This window comes from Gimesia sp., from assembly GCF_048260065.1.
In the GTDB taxonomy this organism is placed as follows: domain Bacteria; phylum Planctomycetota; class Planctomycetia; order Planctomycetales; family Planctomycetaceae; genus Gimesia.
On sequence record NZ_JBLXHC010000023.1, the window covers coordinates 65,871 to 87,480 of the forward strand.

The following is a 21,610-nucleotide window of genomic DNA, read 5'->3' on the forward strand; positions in this document are numbered from 1 at the left end:
CTGTTCATTTTTTCAAATCTTCGCATGATGCGAAGGAGGTCTTTATGCGCCCGTTACTTACTGCGGTTCTGCTTGGGATTGGTCTGTTCACGGAAAGTTGTGCCAGCTCCTCATATTCGACTGGTAAAGCAATGATTTCTGACGCGACTTCCGAACGGGAAATTCCCCAGGAAGCAACCATTCATCAGGTCAGACATATCAACTCTGATTTGAAGAACCCAAACGATGAATTAGTACAAATCAACCTCACAGACACATCATCTCAGGTCAGCAAACCAACGGAGACACAAACGCTTGGTCTTCCAGAGTTGATTGACCTGACTCTTGATAGTAATCCTCGTCTGGCAGAGGTATCCTGGGCAATCGAAACAGCTCGAGGCCGGGCTATTCAGGCTGGATTGTATCCGAACCCGACTGTGAGCGTGACAGGTAATGAGATCAGTGACCGGACCGGTCCAGGGGGGATTTGGACGGCGTATGCGGGCCAGGAATTTGTCACAGCCAACAAACTGGATTTGGATCAGGCAGCCGCACTCAAAAGGGTGGATCAGGCCTCGCTCAACTTGATGACGGAACGCTTTCAGGTCTTTACGAAAGTACGGCAAGCGTACTTCGAAGCCTTAACTCTTCAAAAACGGTCAGATATCCTTTCGAACCTGGTAAAGCTTGCAGAGCAATCGGTCAATAATTCAAAAGCTCTGGTTAAAGCTAAAGAAGCAGCCGAGCTGGATGTCATACAACTCGAAGTTGATTTGGAACGTTATCGTGCAGACCTGGATGCGACGAGAAAGGCGTTGCCAGGGGCGTATCGAAAACTGGCTGCCAGTGTTGGTATTCAGGACATGCCTATTAAGCATCTTTCAGGTGAACTCGATCTTGCTCTAGAGGATTATAATCTGGATCAGGTCAGCACTTACGTGCTCAGTATCCACCCTGAAATCAGATCAGCACAAATTGGAGTTGAGCATGCCCGCTTGATCTTGCAACGAGCCAAGGTGGAACCAATCCCCAATATTACTGTGGGTACGGGATACACTCGCCAGAGCCAGAACCGGTCCGATGACTGGGACATCGGTTTTAGTGTTCCTCTCCCGCTTTGGAACAAAAATCAGGGAAACATATTGTCTGCCGAAACAAATATCAATGTGGCAATGAACCAAACGGAGCGTGTACAGAATGAACTGATGGATCAACTTGCGATCGCTTATTCAGCTTATGCTTCCGCACGGGAACGGGCTGAACGTTACCAGGTTTCAATCTTGCCGAAGGCTCAACGAACTTATGAACTTTCAATGGTAGCATACCAGGGAGGACAGTTTGAGTACCTACGTGTACTGGAAGCACAACGATCTGTAGCTGAAGCCAATCTGGAATTGATTCGCTCCATGAGCGAGATGTGGCTGGCTGCCAGCGAAATTGCAGGACTGATGTTGGAAGATCAGTGGCCTTTAGCTCCTGTCCCTCCCTTACCTGAAAAGGAACAATCATGAAGAAACTTCTTCAAATAGTGAAACCCATTCTGGCAATCGGGATCGTTGCGATATTGATTGCTACCGGCTATTTCACGCGTGACAATTGGTTGCCGCTTTTAGAACAAAACAAAACCGCCAGATCGGATAACGTTTCTACTGCTTCAACCAAAGCAAGCGATAAGAAAAACGCAGCTTCCGAGCAGATTATTCTATCAGACCAGGCGATTGCCAATTTGGGCTTGCAGGTCAAATCAATACAGCCTGAGACCTATTGGAAAACGCTACAGGTCCCGGGCATGGTAGTGGATCGACCCGGTCGCAGTGATCGAGGGATCGTTTCTCCTGTAGATGGAGTGGTCGACAAAATGAATTATTTTCCAGGCGACACAGTCCACCCTGGGGATGTGCTCTATACGATCCGCATCCTTAGCGAGTCTTTGCAACAGACCCAGTCGAAACTGTTTAAAGATACGCAAGACATCAAACTCGCCGAAGCAAAAAAGAAACGCCTGGAATCTTCAGGAGGAGCAGTCCCCGGTGCCCGGATCATTGAAGTCGCTAGTGAAATCACGCGACTGAAAGTGGCAATCAAAGGGTATCGTCAGGAACTGCTTAGTCGAAGTTTTACACAAAATCAGTTGAACGAAGTGGCTGCAGGTAATTTCGTCAAAGAACTGAATATTCTCGTTCCCTCTCAAGCTAGCGAATCCAAACCATTGGGGACCTCTGTCGTGCTGCAGGCGACAGGTGAGGAAGTAAAACTGGACTCCCCCCCCTCCTTTGAAGTTCAGGAATGCAAAATAGATCTAGGCCAACAAGTCAGAACCGGTCAAATGTTGTGTTTGCTGGCAAATCATCAGTTGCTGGCAATAGAAGGTCGGGCATTTCGAGACGAAACACAACTTCTTGAACAAAGTGTCAAAGCCGGTTGGCCAGTTGAAGTGGACTTTCAGGAAAACGCGATCGCAGACTGGCCTCCCGTTAATCAGACTTTCTGGATTCAATATCTGGCAAATGTCATAGATCCCATTAATCGTACCTTTGCGTTTCGTATGGCGTTGGAAAATCAGTCTAGAGTTGTGAAACAAGATGGAATGACCCAGATACTCTGGCGGTTTCGTCCAGGTCATAAAGTCCGCATCTTGATCCGGGTCGAAAAGCTCGAAAACGTCTTTGTACTTCCCACGGATGCCGTTGCCCGCGACGGAGCTGAAGCATTTGTTTTTACCCAGAACGTCAATACGTTTCAACGCAAGGCGGTTCGAGTACTGGAACGAGACCGACGCTATACCGTCATCGCGAATGATGGATCGCTCATGCCTGGTTCGTTTGTAGTACAGAGTTCTGCCGAACAGTTGAACCGTATGTTGAAGTCCTCATCAGGAGACGACTTACCAGAAGGCTACCACATTCACGCCGATGGCAGTCTCCATAAGAACGAAGACGAAGGGAATTAGGGGAATACCGTGCTCAATTCAATCATCCGACTCTCACTGACCCATCGAACGCTGGTGCTTGCCGCCTGTGTCGTTGTCCTGGCTTATGGGGGTTATTTAACGACAACCTTACCTATTGATGTGTTCCCAGATCTTGATCGACCTCGAGTCGTGATTCTAACAGAGTGTCCTGGCATGTCTTCTGAAGAAGTCGAAACGCTGGTTACTTATCCAATAGAAACAGCGATCCTAGGGGCAAACGGGGTTGAAGATGTCCGCAGTCAATCCAGTCAGGGCATGAATGTCATTTACATCGAGTTCAGTTGGAAGACGGAACCTCGGTACGCTCGACAGATTGTGTCAGAGCGTCTGGCAAATGTACCGATGCCACCAGGCATCCGTCCGATTATGACACCTCAGGCATCCATAATGGGGCAGATTCTGCATGTTGGAATTCATCGCAGAAAGGGGCCACAAGGTGGAAAGTTGACTGCGGTTGGGCAGACGGGATTACTGGCAGAACGCACAGGAAATGAAGCAAGTCCTGAACTGACCGTTTGGAATCCGGTGAATCGAAACGATCTCAGCTTGTGGAAGAAAATTGAAGTCGAGAATCCCAAATGGGATGAGACAAACCCTGGGCGTGATGTGGCATTTGTCTGGAATAAACGGTCCTATGACGTTATTTTCCCGACTCCTCTCGAAGAACGAATGGATCTGCGTACGACCGCGGACTGGTTAATCAGACCGCGACTACTGAAGCTGACTGGCATTGCTGAGGTCATTGTCATGGGCGGTGATGAGAAGCAGTATCAGGTTCTGGTTGATCCCATCAAGTTGCAAGAATATAACGTATCACTTCAGGATGTTGAGGCCGCTGTCCAGTCAAATAACCTGAATGCCAGTGGCGGGTTTATAATCGGAGGCCAGACAGAGCGTTCTGTGAGGGTGATTGGTCGTCTTGGTGCTCTGACAAGCGACGTCCTGGATGAGCTCCGAAAAGCCCCTGTCAAAATGAATGGAGACCGTGCCGTACTTTTATATCAGGTGGCACAAATCGTGGAAGGGCCGGCTCCCAAACGGGGCGATGCCAGTATTGATGGACATGCCGGTGTGGTTATTACAATTGTCAAACAGCCACATGCTGACACCAGAAAACTGACTGACGACGTGATGACTGCTTTGAGTGATGCAGAATCAACGCTACCTGCCGACATTGTGATCAATACCAGCCTGTTTCAGCTCAAGAGTTTTATTGACCGAGGAATTTACTACGTCGAAGAAGCGCTTGTCATAGGAGCCATTCTTGTCGTGATCGTGCTGTTCTTGTTTCTGCTGAATTTTCGCACGACATTCATCACGTTGACAGCCATTCCATTGTCGCTGGTGATTACAACTCTGGTATTTCGCATCGTAGGGGTCATGTCTGGGACAGAATTATCAATCAACGTAATGACCCTGGGGGGAATTGCAGTTGCCATTGGCGAACTGGTCGATGATGCCATTGTGGATGTGGAAAATATCTTTCGACGCCTGGGAGAAAACAATTTAAATCCCAATCCGAAACCTGCCATTGTGGTCGTGTATGAAGCCAGTCGAGAAATCCGCTCTGCCATCGTCTTCGGGACAGCAGTCGTTGTCCTGGCCTTTATGCCTCTATTTGCTTTGTCCGGTGTGGAAGGTCGCTTGTTTATCCCATTGGGAATTGCCTATATCGTTTCAATTCTGGCTTCTTTACTGGTCTCACTGACTGTCACACCGGTACTCTCTTACTACCTCCTGCCTCAAGCAAAGGCAACTCATGCCCATCAGGATGGGCGGTTACTACGAGTGCTGAAATGGGGAGCGAGTTTCCTGATTCGATTCAGTATGCGGCGGGCAGGCATCCTATTGGTTTTGACCTGGGCACTCGTTGGTTACAGTGTCTGGGAATTGTCAAAGTTGGGAGCTGACTTTCTTCCCAAATTTGATGAGGGAAGCGTACAAATCAATGTATCTTTACCTGGCGGATCGTCGCTGAAAGCATCCAACGAGGCATCCTCACTGATTGATTCGCAACTTGTCAAACTGCAGAAGTCTGCAGAAAATCCGAATGGTCCCGTATTGCACTTTTTTCGCAGGACAGGTCGAGCAGAGCTGGATGAACATGCTCAGCCAGTCAACGTGGGTGAATACATTTTGACGATGAACCCAGACTCAGACCATGGTCGGGACGAGTTTCTGGATACGCTACTCTCTGATTTGCGCTCAAATGTACCAGGGGTTGGGATTGAAGCGGAACAACCCCTTTCTCACCTGATTAGCCATATGCTGTCCGGAGTGAAAGCCCAAGTCGGGATTAAGCTGTATGGAGACGACCTCGACAAGCTGCGCGAGTTGGCAGGAGAAGTTCGCGATGCGATCACTGATATACCTGGTGTGACACCTCCCATTATCGACCCACAGGAACGGGTAGATGAGTTACATGTAGTCCTGAAACCTGATGAGCTGGCTTTCTTTGGGCTGAGTCGGGAATACATAGCCGACTTCGTACAGACTGCGTTGAAAGGCGAAGCAGTATCGCAAGTCTTAGATGGTCAGAGACGTTTTGACCTTGTGATTAAACTCAACGAAGAGCATCGCTCAGATCCTTATAATCTGGGTGAACTACGTATTGATCTTCCCGATGGGCGGGGGCAAATACGTTTGCGAGAAGTGGCCAACTTCCCAGGTTCAGCCAGTGGACCAAATTTGATCAACCGAGAAAACGTCAGGCGCCGTCAAACAATCCGTTGTAATGTCTCAGGACGTGACCTCGCCAGTGCAGTCTCTGAAATTGAAGAACGGGTGCGTGATCAGGTCGCATTGCCAACCGGTTACTTTGTTGAGTTTGGGGGACAATTTGAAGCTCAACGGTCTGCTACGTTTCTGATTACAATACTGGCGGCAGTTTCAGTCGCTGGAATATTTATTGTTCTCATGATGCTTTATCCGTCAGCACGGATCACGTTTCAGATCCTGAATGCCATTCCGACTGCTTTTATTGGTGGTGTCTTCGCACTAGTATTAACCAACCAGACTCTTACCGTGGCTAGCATGGTAGGATTCGTATCTCTGGGGGGAATTTCTGTGCGAAACGGCATCCTGTTAGTGACACACTACTTTCATTTAATGGATGAAGAAGGGGAAGCGTTTAGTCAAAACATGGTGCTGCGGGGAAGTTTGGAAAGGCTTGCTCCGGTCCTGATGACCGCCTTGACCGCCGGTATTGCTTTGATTCCTCTTGTGGTGGGTGGTAATAAACCAGGGTTAGAAATTTTATACCCTGTCGCCACTGTGATTTTAGGAGGTTTGGTAACCTCAACGTTTTGCGAATTTTTTATTCACCCCGGCTTATTCTGGAAATTCTCGGGGAAAGATGCCGAACGACTGGTCCGTAGTAAAAGCTCTGATGAAGAACTGCTGCGATCTGTATAAGAATGTAATACACGTAAACTATTTCTATCATGCAAAGGAAAACGAAATGATGTACACAAAATCGCTGGGCTTACTGTTGGCAGCTTTACTCGTCACCGGTTGCTCGGACAAAGGCACTACCGATGCTCCGAAAACGGAAACTGCACAACAGGCCGAAAAACAGAATGAAGCTACCAGCACCGAAGAACATGCACCACACGGTTCAGGACCAAATGGCGGGGTGGTGTTTGATCTGGGAAAATATCACGCCGAATTCACAGTGGATCATCCCAAGCATGAATGCATGATTCTTTTCATAGGTAACGACGAGAAAACACCAGTAGCGGTTACAGCAAAAAATCTGACGCTAACCACAAAAGAGACAAAGACAGAAGAGGGAAAAGTTGTTCCCCCCATGACAGTGAAGCTGGTACCGCAGGATGAAACCGACGGGAAGGCGACGAAATTCGTCGGCACAGATCCTGGCATCGGTAATGTTGCCGACTTTGAGGGCACGGTTCTTGGTGAAGTCGATGGAAAACCTTCTCAGGGTGAGTTCAAAGAATAAACTGTCTGGTGATAATTATGGTTTCCATTGAGGTCGCCGCCGCCGGTAAAACGGCAGCGGTGGCCTTTGGATACAGTCGAGTGCTTAAATACTCTAAATACGATGAAAGTAGATAATGTACTATGTTCTCAAAATTCTGCTCACTGCCGGGTTAGTAGTTGCTGTATCGGAGATATCCAAGCGTAGCTCGCTTTGGGGTGGAATTCTCGCTTCGTTGCCACTGGTTTCTTTTCTTGGAATGATCTGGTTATATATCGACACAGGTAGTACAGAGAAGGTTTCGGAACTTTCAAAAAGTGTATTCTGGCTTGTCCTGCCTTCATTATCTTTTTTTCTCATGCTGCCTTTTTTGCTTAAGAAAGGAATGGGCTTCGGTACCAGTTTCGCATTTTCAACCATGGTTATGATTGGTCTCTATCTGGTCATGATTGTCTGTTTAAAGAAACTGGGAATTCATACTTAGTGCGATCCGAGCAGCAATTGATATCTAGGGGTTGAATTTCAAAAGCTGTTAAGTTTAAGAAAAACCCATTTGCCCAAAATATGCTTACGAATCTTGTTTAACTCCAATTAACCATGAATCCCAACAGGATTGGCAACAACAGAGAAAATTATGAATCCATTAAAGGTTGTAAATACTTAAATATAAATACGTTGCGTATTTTATAATAAGGATTGAATTAAATATGGTTGTGTCTTCGAGTAAGTTTGATTCAACCTAATTTGTTGAATTGATAACTATTGGTTTTTGAAACCGAAGGTTGCAGGTCACCATATGAAGATACCCAACCACCGAATTCACCTGACTCATCACTGGGAACATTTTCTGAACGTATACTGAGTGAGCGTACCTAGAATAATGATGGGCACAGCCCGGCAGAAAGCAGATAAATTACCCATCTCTAACCCAGATATCAAGAATGGGACCATATTGAGACCCGATAGCAATAATCTCCACGACGCACTACCTAAGCTTTAACACGTAAAATTCCGCACGAACTCACTTTCGGGACACCCATTAGCTACCTTTGCCATTGTCGCATTTCGTCGAGGGCCAGTTCTTGCGAACCCCCCGCGATGAAATACTCCGATGGCGACGATAACATAGCCAAGGTTCAAGTCAAGGCTGAGGTTATCAGCCTTGACAAGTCTATCACTAACTGCTAGACATTGTGCTGTAAGAATTGGTGGAAAAAGTCGTCGCTTGTGACCAAGAGCATTCCCAGTAAATGGTTTACGGTGTCTGATTTGAAAGGAATGCCTGCGAATTTGGCAGTAGCTGGTTCTACAAATGATCTAATCTACAAAGGGCAAATTTGTGGCCGCCACTGCCTCAACTGACTGGAAGAAGTTGTTTGGTCTCGATGATCGCGAGCCGCCTTACTTTATTTCCAGTATTGAGCAACTCGACGATGCGGGTGTAGTACCACAGCCCCATGCACTTCGTCGTGCTTTTGAGCAACTTAATATCAATGGTGTTCTATGCCAGGAACGCAGTCCGGTCATCTACTTCCGACTGGTCAAGAAAATCGATCCGGTCCAGATTCTCGACCTTCATCGATCGTTCTGGAACCAAGGTATTGCTCCGATCCTCGTTGTCATTGCTCCAGACGAAGTCCAGGTGTTTTCCGGTCTTATACCGCCAGAAAGCTCTCAGGTTGATACTCATCCGTTTCCTGGGCTAGTCGAAATCCTTCCCCGCCTACAAAATCGGCTACGATCCTTTCTGCTGTCCGTCGAGTCGGGTGAATATTTTCATACCCATCGACATTCCTTTGACCCTGGTAAGAGGGTTGATCGGGAATTGCTCCGCAATCTCCAAGCAACCCGCCAGGCACTAGGTGAAGTCCCTGCAGCGCGGCTTGAACCCCTGACTCTTAATGCCCTGCTATGTCGACTGGTTTTTACCTGCTACCTCTTCGATCGAGGCGTCATCGACAGTGACTACCTCACGTCGCTTGGGATTGATGATGCGCAGCATTTAAGAGACATCTTGGCAAAGAAACCCAGGACAGATGCCAAGAATGATCTCTATTTGCTCTTTACCCAACTTGGAGAAGACTTCAACGGCGACCTGTTTAGTGCAGACTTGGAGGCGGAGAGCCGACAAGTCAAGGTGAATCACCTTGAGATTCTGGATCGATTTTTCCATGGTACTGATATACGCACTGGCCAGCAGTCTTTTTGGCCCTACGATTTTGGGTTCATTCCGATTGAGACCATCAGCGCAATTTACGAGCACTTCCTGAAAGCTGCCGGGGAAGAGCAGAAGAAGGCAGCCGGTGCATTTTACACTCCCAGATTCCTTGCAGAATTTGTCCTGGATCTGACGCTGGAAGGCGAAACGTCGCTTCTGGGCAAACGATTCCTTGATCCGGCTTGTGGTTCAGGCATTTTTCTTGTCGGGCTGTTCAATCGTCTTGCTGAAGAATGGAAATTTCAGAATCCCCGGGCACGTTATGACAGACGTGCCCGTGAGCTAATGGGCATTCTTCGCAACAACCTTTACGGCATCGATAGCAATCGTAGTGCCTGCCAGATTTCCGCCTTCAGCCTATATCTCGCCTTTCTCGACCAGCTTGCGCCTCCCGATATCCAAAAGCTGTTAGGAAAGTGGGAACGTCTCCCCTATCTGGTTTCAACTCCAGGTGAAATAGAGGCTGGCCACGAGGCGGCTGGAACAATTTATTGCGCAGATTTCTTCACGGAAAATGCAGCACTACCTTATAAGGTTGATATAATTGTTGGCAATCCTCCTTGGGGGAGTTCCAAGGTTCGAAACGCTCCATCTGCACAATGGTGCATCGAAAGAAAACTTCCGCACCCCGATCGTCAGATGGCGATTGCATTTATCTGGAAAGCACCAGACCATCTTGAGGATGATGGCAAGATATGCTTTGTCATGCCTCATGGCATGCTATTCAACCACAATGATACCGCTGTTCGCTTTCAACAGTTATTCTTCCGCACTCACTCAGTTGATCGGGTAGTCAATTTGACTGACTTCCGAATGTTTCTCTTTGCAGATGCTAAGGCGGGAAGTCTGGTTGTGAAATTCCGAAAGGAACAACCCGTTGACGGCACGCACGTCATCGATTACTGGACACCCAAGACCGATTGGGCAATTACACAAGCTGAAATATTGAGAATCCCTACGCAGGATAGATCTCAATTAACCGTGCGTCAGGTGCTTAATGATCTGAAAAGTGATGATGCACCACAAATCTGGAAAGGGCACTTCTGGACAACTCCCAGGGATCGCCAATTGATCGAGCGATTATCCATATATCCTCGGCTTCGGGACAACGTTCGGCAAACCAAAGAAAAAGAGCCCAAAAACAAACCTTGGATCATTGCGCAGGGATTCCAACCTCTTGGTCCCGGCGATTCTCAAGAGGATGCTAAAACCATTGAGCTGCCATCAAAGCTGTTTGTCCAGGCGGATTGTGACAACCTAAACACGTTGCTTCTTGAAGACGACTGCAATGAGCTTCCATCCAATCGGGTAAATGCTCGCCGCGGACGCACGGCAGAGAGCCTTTTAGTATTTCATGGGCCCCATGTGCTAATCACACGAGGATTTTCGCGCTGCGCTTTTACAGATTTTTCTGTATCGTTTCGAAGTTCGGTGCGTGGTATTTATGGCCCCAAGGTAGATCGCGATCTTCTAGTATTTCTTTCATTCGTCCTTAGGAGTCCGCTGGCCCATTATTTCCTGTTTCACACATCAGCAAACTGGGGTGTCACACGTCCAGAAGTTCACGATCAAGATCTTTTACGATTGCCGTTTCCATTCCCGGACCAATGCGATCAACCTAAGCAAGCCAGGAGCATTGTGCAAAAGTCAGCGAAGCTCTTTGATCAGGCTATTGAGCGAGCCAAACGGCCTCTTGTAGACCGCCAGAGACTTGCGGACGACGTTCAGAGTCAGGTTGATGACTTGGTTTATGCCTATTTTGATGTCGATAACTTCGAGAGAATGCTCATTGAAGACACGTCAGCCTATGTTCTAACTAGCATCCAGCCTTCGCGAGCAAGGGTATACATCCCAACGAACCTTTCCAGTAAGCATGCAATGCGTAAATCTTATGCCACACTGCTCTGCAAACGACTGAATGGATGGGCCAAGCAAGGCCTTCAGGTTCACGCCAAAACCATAGCCGATTCTTCCGTCGGTGTTGGTATGGTCGTTCTCGAAAAGACCAAGAGCGGGCAAGAGCCAACTGGGCTTGCAGAAGTCGGTAATGATTTACTGCATGTGTTGGACAGCCTCCAGCATACCTCTACACGAAGCCATGGGACATTTGAATTGGTACGTGGGCTGAAAGTGTTTGACCGTAACTTGCTCTACATCACAAAGCCGCTTGGCCAGCGATTCTGGACAAATACCGCGGCGATCAATGACGCAGACGAAATTGCGGCTACGATCCTCATGCGGCCGACGCGGAGGAATGCATGATTACCGGAGGTGCCGAACATTGGGACGATTTCTTTGAGCAAAGTCTCATTCCGCAGGTATTTGACTACGTCATTAACTCGTGGGAGCAGGTTCCAGTTCCAGAGCCTGGCGAACTGGAGGATGTTGTTTCCGATCAGCTATACACTCAGATGCTCAAATCAAAGCAAAGAAACCACTTTCCGTTCCTGATTTCTCGGGAAGACCTTGAGTTTGATCTGGAACTCGCAAAGGAATCCGGGCGAAAGGACATTGTGTTTTATCCGTCACTTCAGGAACAAGACATTTACATGTGCCTTGAAGCCAAGCGATTGAACGCCATCGTCTCCGGCAAGAAACGATCGTGTGCCAGCGAGTATGTTAAGGACGGTCTGCAGCGCTTTGTCGATGGGAAATACGCGAAGTGTGTACGTCACGCTGCGATGCTTGGTTATGTTCTCGACGGAGATGTCAGCAATGCAATGGGCAATGTTGAAAAGAATATTCTCTCTAGGACAAGCGAGCTTGGGATGCTGGAAGGTAGCGGGTTTCTTGATTCGACTATCCGCGTCACCGATTCCTTTGCCAAGGAGACGCATCATGCACGGAAGAAGAATAATGGTGAAAAAATTCGCGTTCATCACTTATTTCTGGAATGTCAACATCATGTCGCAGGATGCAAGGGTATCGCAGACCAGTAGTGATAATTGAGTGCATGCCAATGAGTGACACGAGTGGCGATAGTGGAGTAAGAATGCGTTACCAGCGATCAATGGAGATCGAGCAGCGGCTTGATGCCGTGCTGGAGTTGATACGTAGTGGAAGTTATTCAACGCCCGCACTAGCAGAGAAATTGGGCGTTTCCGTTCCTACCATTTCCCGCAGCGTCGAGGCACTTCGGGAACGAGGGTACAACATACAGGCAATCAGAGGGGCAAGAGGCTGGCGTTACACGATTATATCGGAAGGGGATTCTACTGACTCCTCAATCGACCGGCTGGAGCAGCCATGATCATCAACTTCCACGTCAAATAATTCGCCCACAATCTGACCCGGCGTACCACCGCCGGGGGCGATCGTCTGTCGAGGTCCCTCTTCGACGCCACCGTTGACTTACCCCCCCACCAGATCGAAGCAGCCCTGTTTGTCCTGCAATCGCCTCTGGCGCGTTCAGCGAATATGAGAGCAGCATCATTGAGGAAATAATTTGGGGCAATGAGAATTACCTTTAGCCGAACAGCTTCTCAACAGGACATCAGATGGTGAATGTTTATCATAAGCTGGAGCGTTACTACGAGGTTCGCAGTGATGATTCAACAATTGATGTTCAGGTTCACGAGAAACATCAAGGCGAACCTGATTGACCAGACTTGATAGGAAAAGACTGGAAAACACAATGCTTCCATTTCGCGTTGCTTGGCATGGCATCGGCTGTAATGGCACAATTCTGCTGGGAACATTGCTTGCCTAGTCCTTAAACCAGCGTAGCTGGTGTCGACAAATTGGTTGAAAGATGAAAACCTCCGTAGCATTCCGGTGTATATTTGATTGTAGTTCAAGAAACATCGGCTCACGGGGAGGTTTTCAGGTGAAGAAAAATATACAACGACGACTCGATGCACGGAAGCGTAGCACGAAGAAACGGACCGATAAAGCCAACTGGAACGGGCAGTCGCCGATGCTGACGTGTCCGAACGTGAAATATGAACTGGCGGAAAAGACTCAGGTCATTGCGTGTGGGGGAATTGGCGTCGCGCAACGGTTGGTTCGGCAGTTGGGCATTATGGAGAGCATCAATCGTTGCTGTCCGATCTTTATGTTTCACATGCCGTATTCCGAAGCCGACCATGTGCTCAACATCGCCTTCAACCTGTTCACTGGAGGCACCTGCCTGGAACATCTCGAACTGCGACGATGCGAAGCTCCTGATTTATCACTCCACTTACGCGTTGAGACGTAGCGTATAATCTTATTTAAGGTAGCCTGTAACCACCTTATAATTAGCTCCCGTATTTTGTTCTTTCTCAGTTAAAAAAGAGCTGACAACTATTTCAGCATAGCCTTTGTCGCATTTTCCGGAATAAACCAAGCTGCCTTGTTTCACGTTTGCATTGTCCTGCGTAAGAACCAACATCGCATCTTCAACTGAAAGACCATGATCTTTTAATTTAACTCGAGCACGTAACGAGAATAAAAATCCACTGTATACGGAATCTTCTTCTGATTCGCCAGATTCTTTCCCTTGATTAATTAACTCTTGAATCTTAGCTTCATACTCATCTTGGGAATCATTATTTTCACAAAAATCTGCTTCTAAATTATCCCAATCATCATTTTCACCATTCTCCATTACACTTCTCACCCCAAAAATAATAATTATACCAGACTAGAAATATGAAGTTATAGGGCTTTACGCATATCGTTTTTTCGAGAAACCATCATTGAACTGATCGTGTTCTGATCTCCTACCAGTGAAAAAAGAGTGAGTCTGATCACCCAGATTGAAACGCCGATTCCAGATATTATTCTAAGTGATCCTACTTGATTGAGGCAGATCCTGATGAATCTGGTTCCCTATCCGATTCTGAACCAATTTGACATGTTACTCTCTACGTCAACACAAGGAGATCGTCATATCCTCACAAATAATGCAGAAAAAAAACGATCCGAATCTACTGCAGCAGAGCAATCTCAAGTTACAAAAGTTCGCTCAAAACCCATGAAGAATACTGCACTGTCTAAAATCCTAAAGTCACCCTTTCTTTTTTGCAAGTTTTGTCTGTTCGCTCGGACGCAGACGTTCTCCAGGCACCTTTATAATTACGAGGAACCTAGGCTGAGTCTCTCCTTTGCGAATAAGCTCAACCGACTTCACAAGCTCTGAAATGTGCATTGCTGCTCCATCCCTATCGGTTTGATCCAGAACAAGCAAGAATCCCAGCCGTGCGCTAATGTTCTGATAATCCATGGCTTGGGATGAATATGCTTTTTCAAGTGCATCGAAAGAACAATCTTTTGAATCTCGTTTGACTTCGACAACAATTCTTTCTGCCGAAAACTGGAAATAAACATCTGCTCGTCCCCCGCCAACGTTCATCACTTCAATCTTCGTGCCAGCAACATTAGACTCCATGAATTTTTTATAATCACTCTGGAGATCATCTTCCTTGGCAAGATTTCCATCCGCTCGTTTGAAAAGGTAAGCGATAGCCGGTTCATCCCTCACAGTCATTTCAAGGCGAGCGTGTAAAAAAGTGATGGTCCAAAGCAGTATAGCATTGAATAGTTGTTTTGAATCTTTCGATTTATGATAGTCAGACTGTGACGCAACAGCTAACAGGCATGTTTCAATTACCATTGTTTCAGCGTTCGTCAGATTAGTCATATGAACCTCGAAAGCATCGTAGATTGCATTAATAATCAATGACTTGTGATTTGCAGTGAGATTTGAATTAGTAATCAGAGATTCAATGAGGCCATTACTCTGTTTACCAAAGAGTATCTGATCATCGGAATATTTCGATACAAGTTTATCAGCTTGTTCTAAAAGATGTTTCGCGTCATTTGCGATTTCGCTGAATTGATTTTGGCAAAACCATTTGCGCATCAGATGAGCTTGACCTGCCACTGCTGCCAAGGATCCTTCAATCCTCGGCCTGACAAGCGATTCGATGCCACCAAGCTGGTTCAGTTTTAGAATAGTTCGACTCGCACTATAAATCGGCAACAAAAATTGTTCGATAACGACAGCTGGCTCATACCAAGATGGTTCAAGCAATTCGTTCTCTAATCCGCGAAGGGCTTGTGATAGCTGTTCCCACAAAAGGACCTCGAAGGTCCGTGCACGTAGCCATGGTGGATCAAATTTAGACCGATGTGAGATAATCAGATCACGGACAGAATTGTCAATTTGATTAGCAAGCGACTCCACTGATCCATTCAGCTCTCCCACGGAAAATTCAGTTAGAACTTCCGTGCATAGTAAAAAAAGAGTTGAATCTGGTCGACCTAACGGGCTTGCGAGAGATTTGTTGAACCAAAATCGAGCGTCCTGAAGTTCAGCAGCAACAGCGTTTGATTCAATCGACGTAAGTGCCTTAGAAAGACAGGACATGCCTAGCTCAAAATACACTTCGTCTTTTGCGTCAGCTACATCGCGAAGTTCATGAAGTTTATTCACGAGTTCATCGACATGCCAATGTGAATGAGCAACTCCAATAATTTTCGCTGCCCAACGTAAAAAATCTGGTGAATCACGAACATCAATTCTAATTAGTACGCGAATCAAATCAAATCGTTTTTCGGGTAACACTATAGCTATACGTAATGCACCGTCCAAGGTTGCTGCTCGTGCCAATGACTCATTGGTTTTATCAATCGCAATATTAAGATAGGATTCAAGGATTTGGTCATCCGCTTTGGAATCAAGCGAGATAAATTGATCCAAAAGGTCAACGCATTCCCTCATTGCAATACCGTTCTTACAGATAGATAGAGTTCCGCAAATGAAACGCCATCCATCTTCAGATTCGATACTTTCGTCTGAATTAATGACGATACGAACGAATTCAGGCAATAGTGGAGAAACTCCGATTTCTGGAATTACGTTATTCAACACATCTATTCCCCCAATCATTGCCAATGAAGGATTCGTGCCCGCTTCCAGAAAATCAACAAGCTTCTTTTCGAGGTTGTGCATGAGCCACTACAAACTTCCTACCAGAGCGGATTATCTGCATGAGATTGCTTTAGCCTTGATTCATCAACGTGATTCAATATCGCATCAGATGAAATTGACGCAACAATCACTTGTATATGCTCAAGCTCGTTCGATAGGTCCTCTAAACCTGAAATCAACTGTTCTAAGTCCTTCGATGCAACCTCCTGTGCTCCTGGGGAGTCGATCATAAGGAGCCCCGGGTAGCGTCCAACTCCTTTCTTTTCACCAACACTTATCATTGCTAAGACTGTGGCAACTTTCAGACGTAATTTCTCACCTTCTGTCACTTTGCTGTAACTGGTCTCTTCCCCCCCCTTTGTCAATTTTAATACCATATTACCCTTCAGACTTGCTGAGGTTAGCGCACTCATACCAAAGCGTTGTGCATAGGTAACAATACCCTCAGATACACTTTGGAAGACATCGTTTTGCAATTCCTTTACTCGTTCATTGGTTTCTTTAACCACCGCATTCAAAATTTTTAGTTCATCAGTCTCGTACACTTGATTTAGATCAGTTGAACTGGCTTCTTCTATCCTTGCTTTCAAGACGGCGATTTCAGTCAGGACATTACTCCGTTGCCCGAGCTTTGAAATTTTATTAGCAGTGGTAGTAATTTGCTTTTGTTTGGCTTCAATAGCCTGAGTCAATTCCGACTGATTTTTCAGAAGATTCTTCAATACTCTACGTGCTTTTGTCTGAGCCTGCTTTGACGCTTTTGTTTGCTGCTCTAAACTATGTTGCAACTCTGCCGCATTGACATTGGAATGAACTTGCTTTCCGCAGACTGCGCATTCATTGGTTTCCTTTTCGGTCTTCTTGCGAGACTCGGAGATGCTCTTTTCGCAACGTGGACAGCAAGTTGGATCAAGAGCTCTAAAAACTGCGTCAGCTGCGTTGTATTCGAGGTGAGTCTGTAATGTACGTCGATCTTCAAGATAGATAGCTTCGACAGCAGTAACTGATTTCTTGGCTTGACGAATCTGATTGCTAAGAAGGATTTCATCTTCCTTAAATTTAGACAATTCAATTCCGATATTCTTGAATCGATCTTCGACAATCTCCATGGATGGAAGTTTTGTTAACTCGTCCTGCTTTGTTTCCAGCAATCCATGGAGTTGTTTTAATCTTTTGTCTCTTAATTCATTGGCGTCTTGCTCAAGCTTGGACTTTGCAGCTAGTTTCCGTTTTTGTTCTGCCACAGCAGCTTTCGCGGATGCCAAAGTCGAAATCCAGGGAATCCCGAGATACATCTGTGTTAGGCGAATCGGTAAACCAGTGTTAGGAGCTAGATCACCAACAAGAGTTGTGTAGTCGGTTCCAATAAACATTACTCCAGAAAGAGCATGCCAACCATGGAGTACAGTCCTTCCGTCAACATCGCCCGACTTTCGATAAACTGCGACCAAATCCATTGAGAACTCGCGCATGAAAAAGTCCGACATCACCGCCTCAAATTCAAGCTCGTTCCCAAACCATCCTATCTTCCGTTTGTTTCCAGATCTTGAAAAACGACTCAGCTTGCCCGTGACATCGTCTCCACACTGAATCTCAACTTTGTAATCGACTTCATCTAGTTGAAAGCTAAGCGATGATTCTCGAATCCAAGAACGAACGTCATCCTGTAGGTTGGCGGTTGGTCGTCCGCGAAGTAACCATCGCACAACCTCTAAGACAGATGATTTCCCTTTCAGGTTAGAGTCGGTCAGGATTGCCCATAGCCCATGATCGAGTTTGTCCCACTCAAATTCGAATTCGCCTGAGCAATCGACGCCATCTTTAATCCCAGAAAAATGAATACGTTTTAGCAGAAGTCGTCGAGGAGCTGGTACAACAGGCGAAGCTTGAATTCGATAATCAGCAAGAATTTGCTCAACACTATCTGGGTTCGCGTCAGCACGTTCTGCAATCGATGTGACCCAATCACGGTTTACGTTTTTTTGATTCATCGTTTGCCTTAAGTTGCAACTCGATTCAACTTTTCTTCGAGTCGATTGAGGACATCGTTTGTGATTGACGGAATTATTTCACCCAGCGCAGTGTCCGCATATTCAATACGCTGGTATTGCCGCTTCTTGAGTGCTGCACCACCACGACCATTTGCGATATCCGCGACCAGATTAGCACGATCAATATACCACTGAAGCGTTGGATATTCGGATATGATATCCGTGGTGGTTTGGATCGCTTTCGGCATAACAAAGAAGTCTGTCTCAAGTACGGTATCAACTAATTTACGACCACCGATTCGTATGAGACCACGCGAAAGCAGAATTGACAAAGCATCATCCATTCGTTCGTAGGCTCCGAAACGCCAACGAATCATCGGAAATCGGCGAAGATCGGGTTCTTCACTCGAAAATATTTTCTCAGCTAAAGTGAGATAAGCTTTATCACCGGTCTGGTCAAATCGCTCAAGTAGTTCGTCAGCAAGATAGTCAGGGTACCGCATCCAGAAATCAAAAGCACAAAGGCGTGTATTCCCAGCAAAAACCAAAGAAGCCCCTTCCGAATTTGCTCCTGTAGGTGGTTCGCCACCTGCAACAAATATGAATAGCAGGCGAATTGCATCGAGATAATACGATCGTGTTTCGATGAAAAACTCCTCTAGTCAACTGCGTTTGGTTAATCGAGCTTGCATCTATAGTTTTGGTACGCTGTCCGAGTAGGTGATCCTATAGAGTAGTGTTCGGACGTGCCATGGTCAAGCTAGCAGGCTGATCGCCAGGTCTAAGAAACTGTCGGGCTGCTGCTGCCAGACTTTCAAACGTGGCTCATGAAGAGCGTCCATCAGTTTCTGAATGTGAGCTTCGCTGAACCGTCGACAGAAGTCACCCGCTGATGTCGGATCAGGATTACGCTGAGCTCCCAGTGCATCAAGGTACGCCGTCGGTTCGTCGCAGTTCGAGATGTTCCAGGCAGGTACCCTCTAGGACGTTCTCAAAAAAAACTGTGAGGCCCGCTCGTCGTCGAACTCTGGTGCAGGAACTTCAGGTTTAATACGAAGTCAGTGAGCGGCGTGCCTGCCAGATGCTCGGCTTCTCGCGGCCCAGTCACCGTTACCAGAGTGTTCTTGAGAACGGGCCGAGCTGCGAATGCGTGAACTGACCACTATTCGTGTGCGTTCACTGGCATTCTATTTCATGAAAGTGCAGATTGGAGTATGTGAACAACTCAATCTGATGCTAAGTGGATTAATTCATAAGCGTCAAAACTCGACCACTATTACTGGGGAAGTCCTGTTTCTACTATCGACCGTTTAGGGACGATCAAGTTTTCGAACTGTTCTAGATGTGAGTTGTGCGCCGATCACAATGTGATGAGCAGATGAAATCTTATAGAAACCGTATTGAGATCCCCGTGCCAACGAAGTAGTCGTCAGCTGCTTCATTCAGCCCCACGCCTGCCCGGATATCCCATTGCACATTATTGTTGATCAGATAGGTAAATCCGCCATTAAAGTAATACTCAGGTTTTGCAGTCTCAGCACTTTGAGGGAAAAACGCAAACCACTCGGTATATGCACCTACTTTTTCAGTCAAAGTGTAACTGACTGTCCATGATTGAGCCCATTCGGTAAAGGCATTCGTGGTGACTTCGTCGATGGCGCGGTTGAACTGGGTGCTGCCTCCCGTCGAAATGAAGTCGTTGATTTCCCAACTGTAAATCCAGTTTAAGCCGGGCAGTACTTCTCCCGCTGTAAATTGATCTGAACCTGTGGGAACAGTCATCTGCGGGATGACCGCCATTTCAGGTAGAATTCCTTCTTGTGGCGTCAGTCCAATTTTGAAGCCAAGGTAAAGATCTTCACTACCGGAAATATCATTTAGTTGAGCAAGTTGATCGCTGGAATAGTTCCAGCCAAGTCGGAATTCCAGCCAGTCTGCCAGGATACCATAACGCAGAAGAGGTTCGGGCAAAGAATGAGATTTTGAAGAAGCAGTACCATCGTCATCATAGATGTAGGTGTATCCCAGTTCGAGCTGAACCACTCCCCGGCCCACAGTTGAACTCGCTTCAGTGAAATCGGGTCGGTCAGTGACTAGAGGTTCGTCAAGATCGGGGCCTCCTGAAAAACTGGTTCCATAACTCCATTGAAATAGGGTGCCTCTGGGCTGGCATTCATTGTCAGAACAGATCGAGGCAGGTTCAAGCGGGCGCAAACCAGACTCCTGATCTGAAACTGGAGTAATATTTTCGTGCCAGGCGGGAGTCGGATTTTCAAACGGAAGATCGGCAATTGCCTGGGGAGGCTGGTACAAATGCTCTCCTGCCAGAACCGCACAGACCACCAAAACTTGATATGGGCAGTAACTGTTAAGTATTCGGAGTATCATCGATTTGAGTCTTTCTAGAGTTTTTGCTGATTTTGGGGGGGATACAAATTCTGTTGATACTTTCGTGATCACTAATTGTCATAAGGATCGACGGGTAAATCGGTTTTGATATTCCAAAACCCTGGTTTTTGTATTCCAAAACTATGAGACTAATGAGGAAATGTCAGACACACGGACTTTCGGTGAAGATTGTTGATTAAAATTGCCGGTTGAAACCGACCTTTTTAAGCAATTCTCCATCACGACTTCCGGTCTGACAGCCAATTCGGGGGATACAGAGAGCGATGATTCTCTATGCTTGACACAAATTGTAGCATAAGCTACATTTGTCGGGGTTTGATGTAGCGCATGCTACAATTGTGCGTGGTGCATTCAGTACGCGCAACTATCTGTTAGGCCGGTAGACAGCGCATCGAAATCCTGAGCACAGCATCTGGTTATCAGAAGACGTTGCCTAAGAAAAGTATCTTATTGACAGATCGCCAGTTAAACAGTCATCGCAGACTGCAATCTCACAAATCTCTGGCGTAATTAAAAAACCGAGGTTGAATTGCAAAGAATATTTGTACCTGCATTAAGATTGGGAGCACAATGAGTGATCTTCGTCGGACGCGTCCTGAAGACTATCTCTGGGCAATCGAAAGTATCGCTACTTTTGGAGATGATTCTCGTGCCACGACCGGAAAGATTGCTAAAGCGATTGGAGTTACCAACGGAACAGTCAGTAGCGTACTGAAGGATCTGGCCCAAAAAGGGTTGATCGACTTAATCTCATATGAAGGGGCCATCCTGACAGAGTGCGGTCGAAGACAGGTTCTCCGTACGGTCCGTCGGCGTCGACTTCTCGAATTCTTCTTTTGCCAGTCGTTGGGAGTCACCTGGAAAACACTGGAGAAAGACGCCTTCCAACTGGAGCCTTGTGCTTCTGACAGACTGATTGATTATATCGATGACTTTTTGAATCATCCTGAATATGACCCAGGTGATGCTCCCATTCCACAAAAGGATGGATCGATGCCTGAGCACCAGGTTCTGCGATTGACAGATGCTCCTGTTGGCAAGTCACTCAAGGTTGTCCGGATCGATTTGCAGGCTGCAGATTCGCTGAGATATCTCTCAGAAATTGGTGTTCTCGTCGACTCTGAAATTCTGATCCATCATATTTCATCCGAGGTCAGTGTGATCACGTTGGATACTTTTCAGGGGC

At 46.7% G+C, this 21,610-nt stretch carries 15 protein-coding genes and 1 pseudogene; 10 read left to right on the plus strand and 6 right to left on the minus strand.

The window, feature by feature from the left end:
* Positions 1 to 131: 131 nt before the first annotated feature.
* From ACN0YN_RS28265 to ACN0YN_RS28305, 9 genes are all read left to right on the plus strand, one after another.
* Positions 132 to 1,490: a TolC family protein gene (locus ACN0YN_RS28265; protein ID WP_417388258.1), complete on the plus strand. Its 1,359-nt coding sequence runs from the start codon at positions 132 to 134 to the stop codon at positions 1,488 to 1,490.
* Positions 1,487 to 2,929 (plus strand): efflux RND transporter periplasmic adaptor subunit, encoded by a 1,443-nt coding sequence (locus ACN0YN_RS28270; RefSeq protein ID WP_232106612.1) that lies wholly within the window; start codon positions 1,487 to 1,489, stop codon positions 2,927 to 2,929. Before ACN0YN_RS28265 ends, ACN0YN_RS28270 begins: the two co-directional genes overlap by 4 nt.
* A gap of 9 nt (positions 2,930 to 2,938) precedes the next feature.
* The gene (locus tag ACN0YN_RS28275; protein WP_417388259.1) at positions 2,939 to 6,364 is read left to right on the plus strand and encodes an efflux RND transporter permease subunit; all 3,426 of its coding nucleotides are present in this window, start codon (positions 2,939 to 2,941) and stop codon (positions 6,362 to 6,364) included.
* Positions 6,365 to 6,410: 46 nt separating this feature from the next.
* A complete protein-coding gene (locus ACN0YN_RS28280) occupies positions 6,411 to 6,911 on the plus strand; it encodes a hypothetical protein (protein WP_145187216.1) in 501 nt (166 codons plus the stop codon).
* A gap of 115 nt (positions 6,912 to 7,026) precedes the next feature.
* The gene (locus ACN0YN_RS28285) at positions 7,027 to 7,374 is read left to right on the plus strand and encodes a DUF3147 family protein (protein ID WP_145187219.1); all 348 of its coding nucleotides are present in this window, start codon (positions 7,027 to 7,029) and stop codon (positions 7,372 to 7,374) included.
* 855 nt (positions 7,375 to 8,229) lie between these two features.
* A complete protein-coding gene (locus tag ACN0YN_RS28290; protein ID WP_155366736.1) occupies positions 8,230 to 11,370 on the plus strand; it encodes an HsdM family class I SAM-dependent methyltransferase in 3,141 nt (1,046 codons plus the stop codon).
* Entirely contained in the window at positions 11,367 to 12,047 is a 681-nt protein-coding gene (locus ACN0YN_RS28295; protein WP_155366735.1) for a hypothetical protein, read from the plus strand. Before ACN0YN_RS28290 ends, ACN0YN_RS28295 begins: the two co-directional genes overlap by 4 nt.
* 20 nt (positions 12,048 to 12,067) lie before the next feature.
* Complete coding sequence (locus ACN0YN_RS28300; RefSeq protein ID WP_278469998.1) at positions 12,068 to 12,358, plus strand: HTH domain-containing protein; 291 nt, start codon at positions 12,068 to 12,070, stop codon at positions 12,356 to 12,358.
* Between the two features lie 576 nt (positions 12,359 to 12,934).
* A complete protein-coding gene (locus tag ACN0YN_RS28305; RefSeq protein WP_155366733.1) occupies positions 12,935 to 13,306 on the plus strand; it encodes a hypothetical protein in 372 nt (123 codons plus the stop codon).
* A 9-nt stretch (positions 13,307 to 13,315) separates the two neighbouring features.
* Here the strand turns inward: ACN0YN_RS28305 and ACN0YN_RS28310 are convergent, their stop codons facing one another.
* The 6 genes and pseudogenes from ACN0YN_RS28310 to ACN0YN_RS28335 all read right to left on the minus strand — a co-directional run bounded on the left by ACN0YN_RS28310 (position 13,316) and on the right by ACN0YN_RS28335 (position 20,328).
* Positions 13,316 to 13,696, minus strand: coding sequence for a hypothetical protein (locus ACN0YN_RS28310; RefSeq protein WP_155366732.1), 381 nt, complete (start codon positions 13,694 to 13,696; stop codon positions 13,316 to 13,318).
* Between the two features lie 402 nt (positions 13,697 to 14,098).
* A complete protein-coding gene (locus ACN0YN_RS28315) occupies positions 14,099 to 16,045 on the minus strand; it encodes a hypothetical protein (RefSeq protein ID WP_278447326.1) in 1,947 nt (648 codons plus the stop codon).
* A gap of 17 nt (positions 16,046 to 16,062) precedes the next feature.
* The gene (locus ACN0YN_RS28320; protein ID WP_278447328.1) at positions 16,063 to 18,015 is read right to left on the minus strand and encodes a hypothetical protein; all 1,953 of its coding nucleotides are present in this window, start codon (positions 18,013 to 18,015) and stop codon (positions 16,063 to 16,065) included.
* Positions 18,016 to 18,023: 8 nt separating this feature from the next.
* Positions 18,024 to 18,563 carry a hypothetical protein gene (locus ACN0YN_RS28325; protein WP_228030370.1) on the minus strand — a complete coding sequence of 180 codons (540 nt, stop codon included), beginning with the start codon at positions 18,561 to 18,563 and terminating at the stop codon, positions 18,024 to 18,026.
* A gap of 222 nt (positions 18,564 to 18,785) precedes the next feature.
* A pseudogene (locus ACN0YN_RS28330) lies at positions 18,786 to 18,996 on the minus strand (IS1380 family transposase); the annotation flags it as partial.
* 405 nt (positions 18,997 to 19,401) lie between these two features.
* Positions 19,402 to 20,328: a transporter gene (locus ACN0YN_RS28335; RefSeq protein ID WP_278469996.1), complete on the minus strand. Its 927-nt coding sequence runs from the start codon at positions 20,326 to 20,328 to the stop codon at positions 19,402 to 19,404.
* 666 nt (positions 20,329 to 20,994) lie between these two features.
* Here ACN0YN_RS28335 and ACN0YN_RS28340 point away from each other — a divergent pair.
* Positions 20,995 to 21,610 (plus strand): metal-dependent transcriptional regulator (locus ACN0YN_RS28340; protein ID WP_417388260.1); only part of this gene is annotated, 616 nt, incomplete at its 3' end.

Coding starts and splice junctions, on each gene's coding strand:
- ACN0YN_RS28265 (WP_417388258.1), top strand. CDS start 132: ATGATTTCTGACGCGACTTCCGAACGGGAAATTCCCCAGGAAGCAACC.
- ACN0YN_RS28270 (WP_232106612.1), top strand. CDS start 1,487: ATGAAGAAACTTCTTCAAATAGTGAAACCCATTCTGGCAATCGGGATC.
- ACN0YN_RS28280 (WP_145187216.1), top strand. CDS start 6,411: ATGATGTACACAAAATCGCTGGGCTTACTGTTGGCAGCTTTACTCGTC.
- ACN0YN_RS28285 (WP_145187219.1), top strand. CDS start 7,027: ATGTACTATGTTCTCAAAATTCTGCTCACTGCCGGGTTAGTAGTTGCT.
- ACN0YN_RS28295 (WP_155366735.1), top strand. CDS start 11,367: ATGATTACCGGAGGTGCCGAACATTGGGACGATTTCTTTGAGCAAAGT.
- ACN0YN_RS28300 (WP_278469998.1), top strand. CDS start 12,068: ATGAGTGACACGAGTGGCGATAGTGGAGTAAGAATGCGTTACCAGCGA.
- ACN0YN_RS28310 (WP_155366732.1), bottom strand. CDS start 13,696: ATGGAGAATGGTGAAAATGATGATTGGGATAATTTAGAAGCAGATTTT.
- ACN0YN_RS28315 (WP_278447326.1), bottom strand. CDS start 16,045: ATGCACAACCTCGAAAAGAAGCTTGTTGATTTTCTGGAAGCGGGCACG.
- ACN0YN_RS28320 (WP_278447328.1), bottom strand. CDS start 18,015: ATGAATCAAAAAAACGTAAACCGTGATTGGGTCACATCGATTGCAGAA.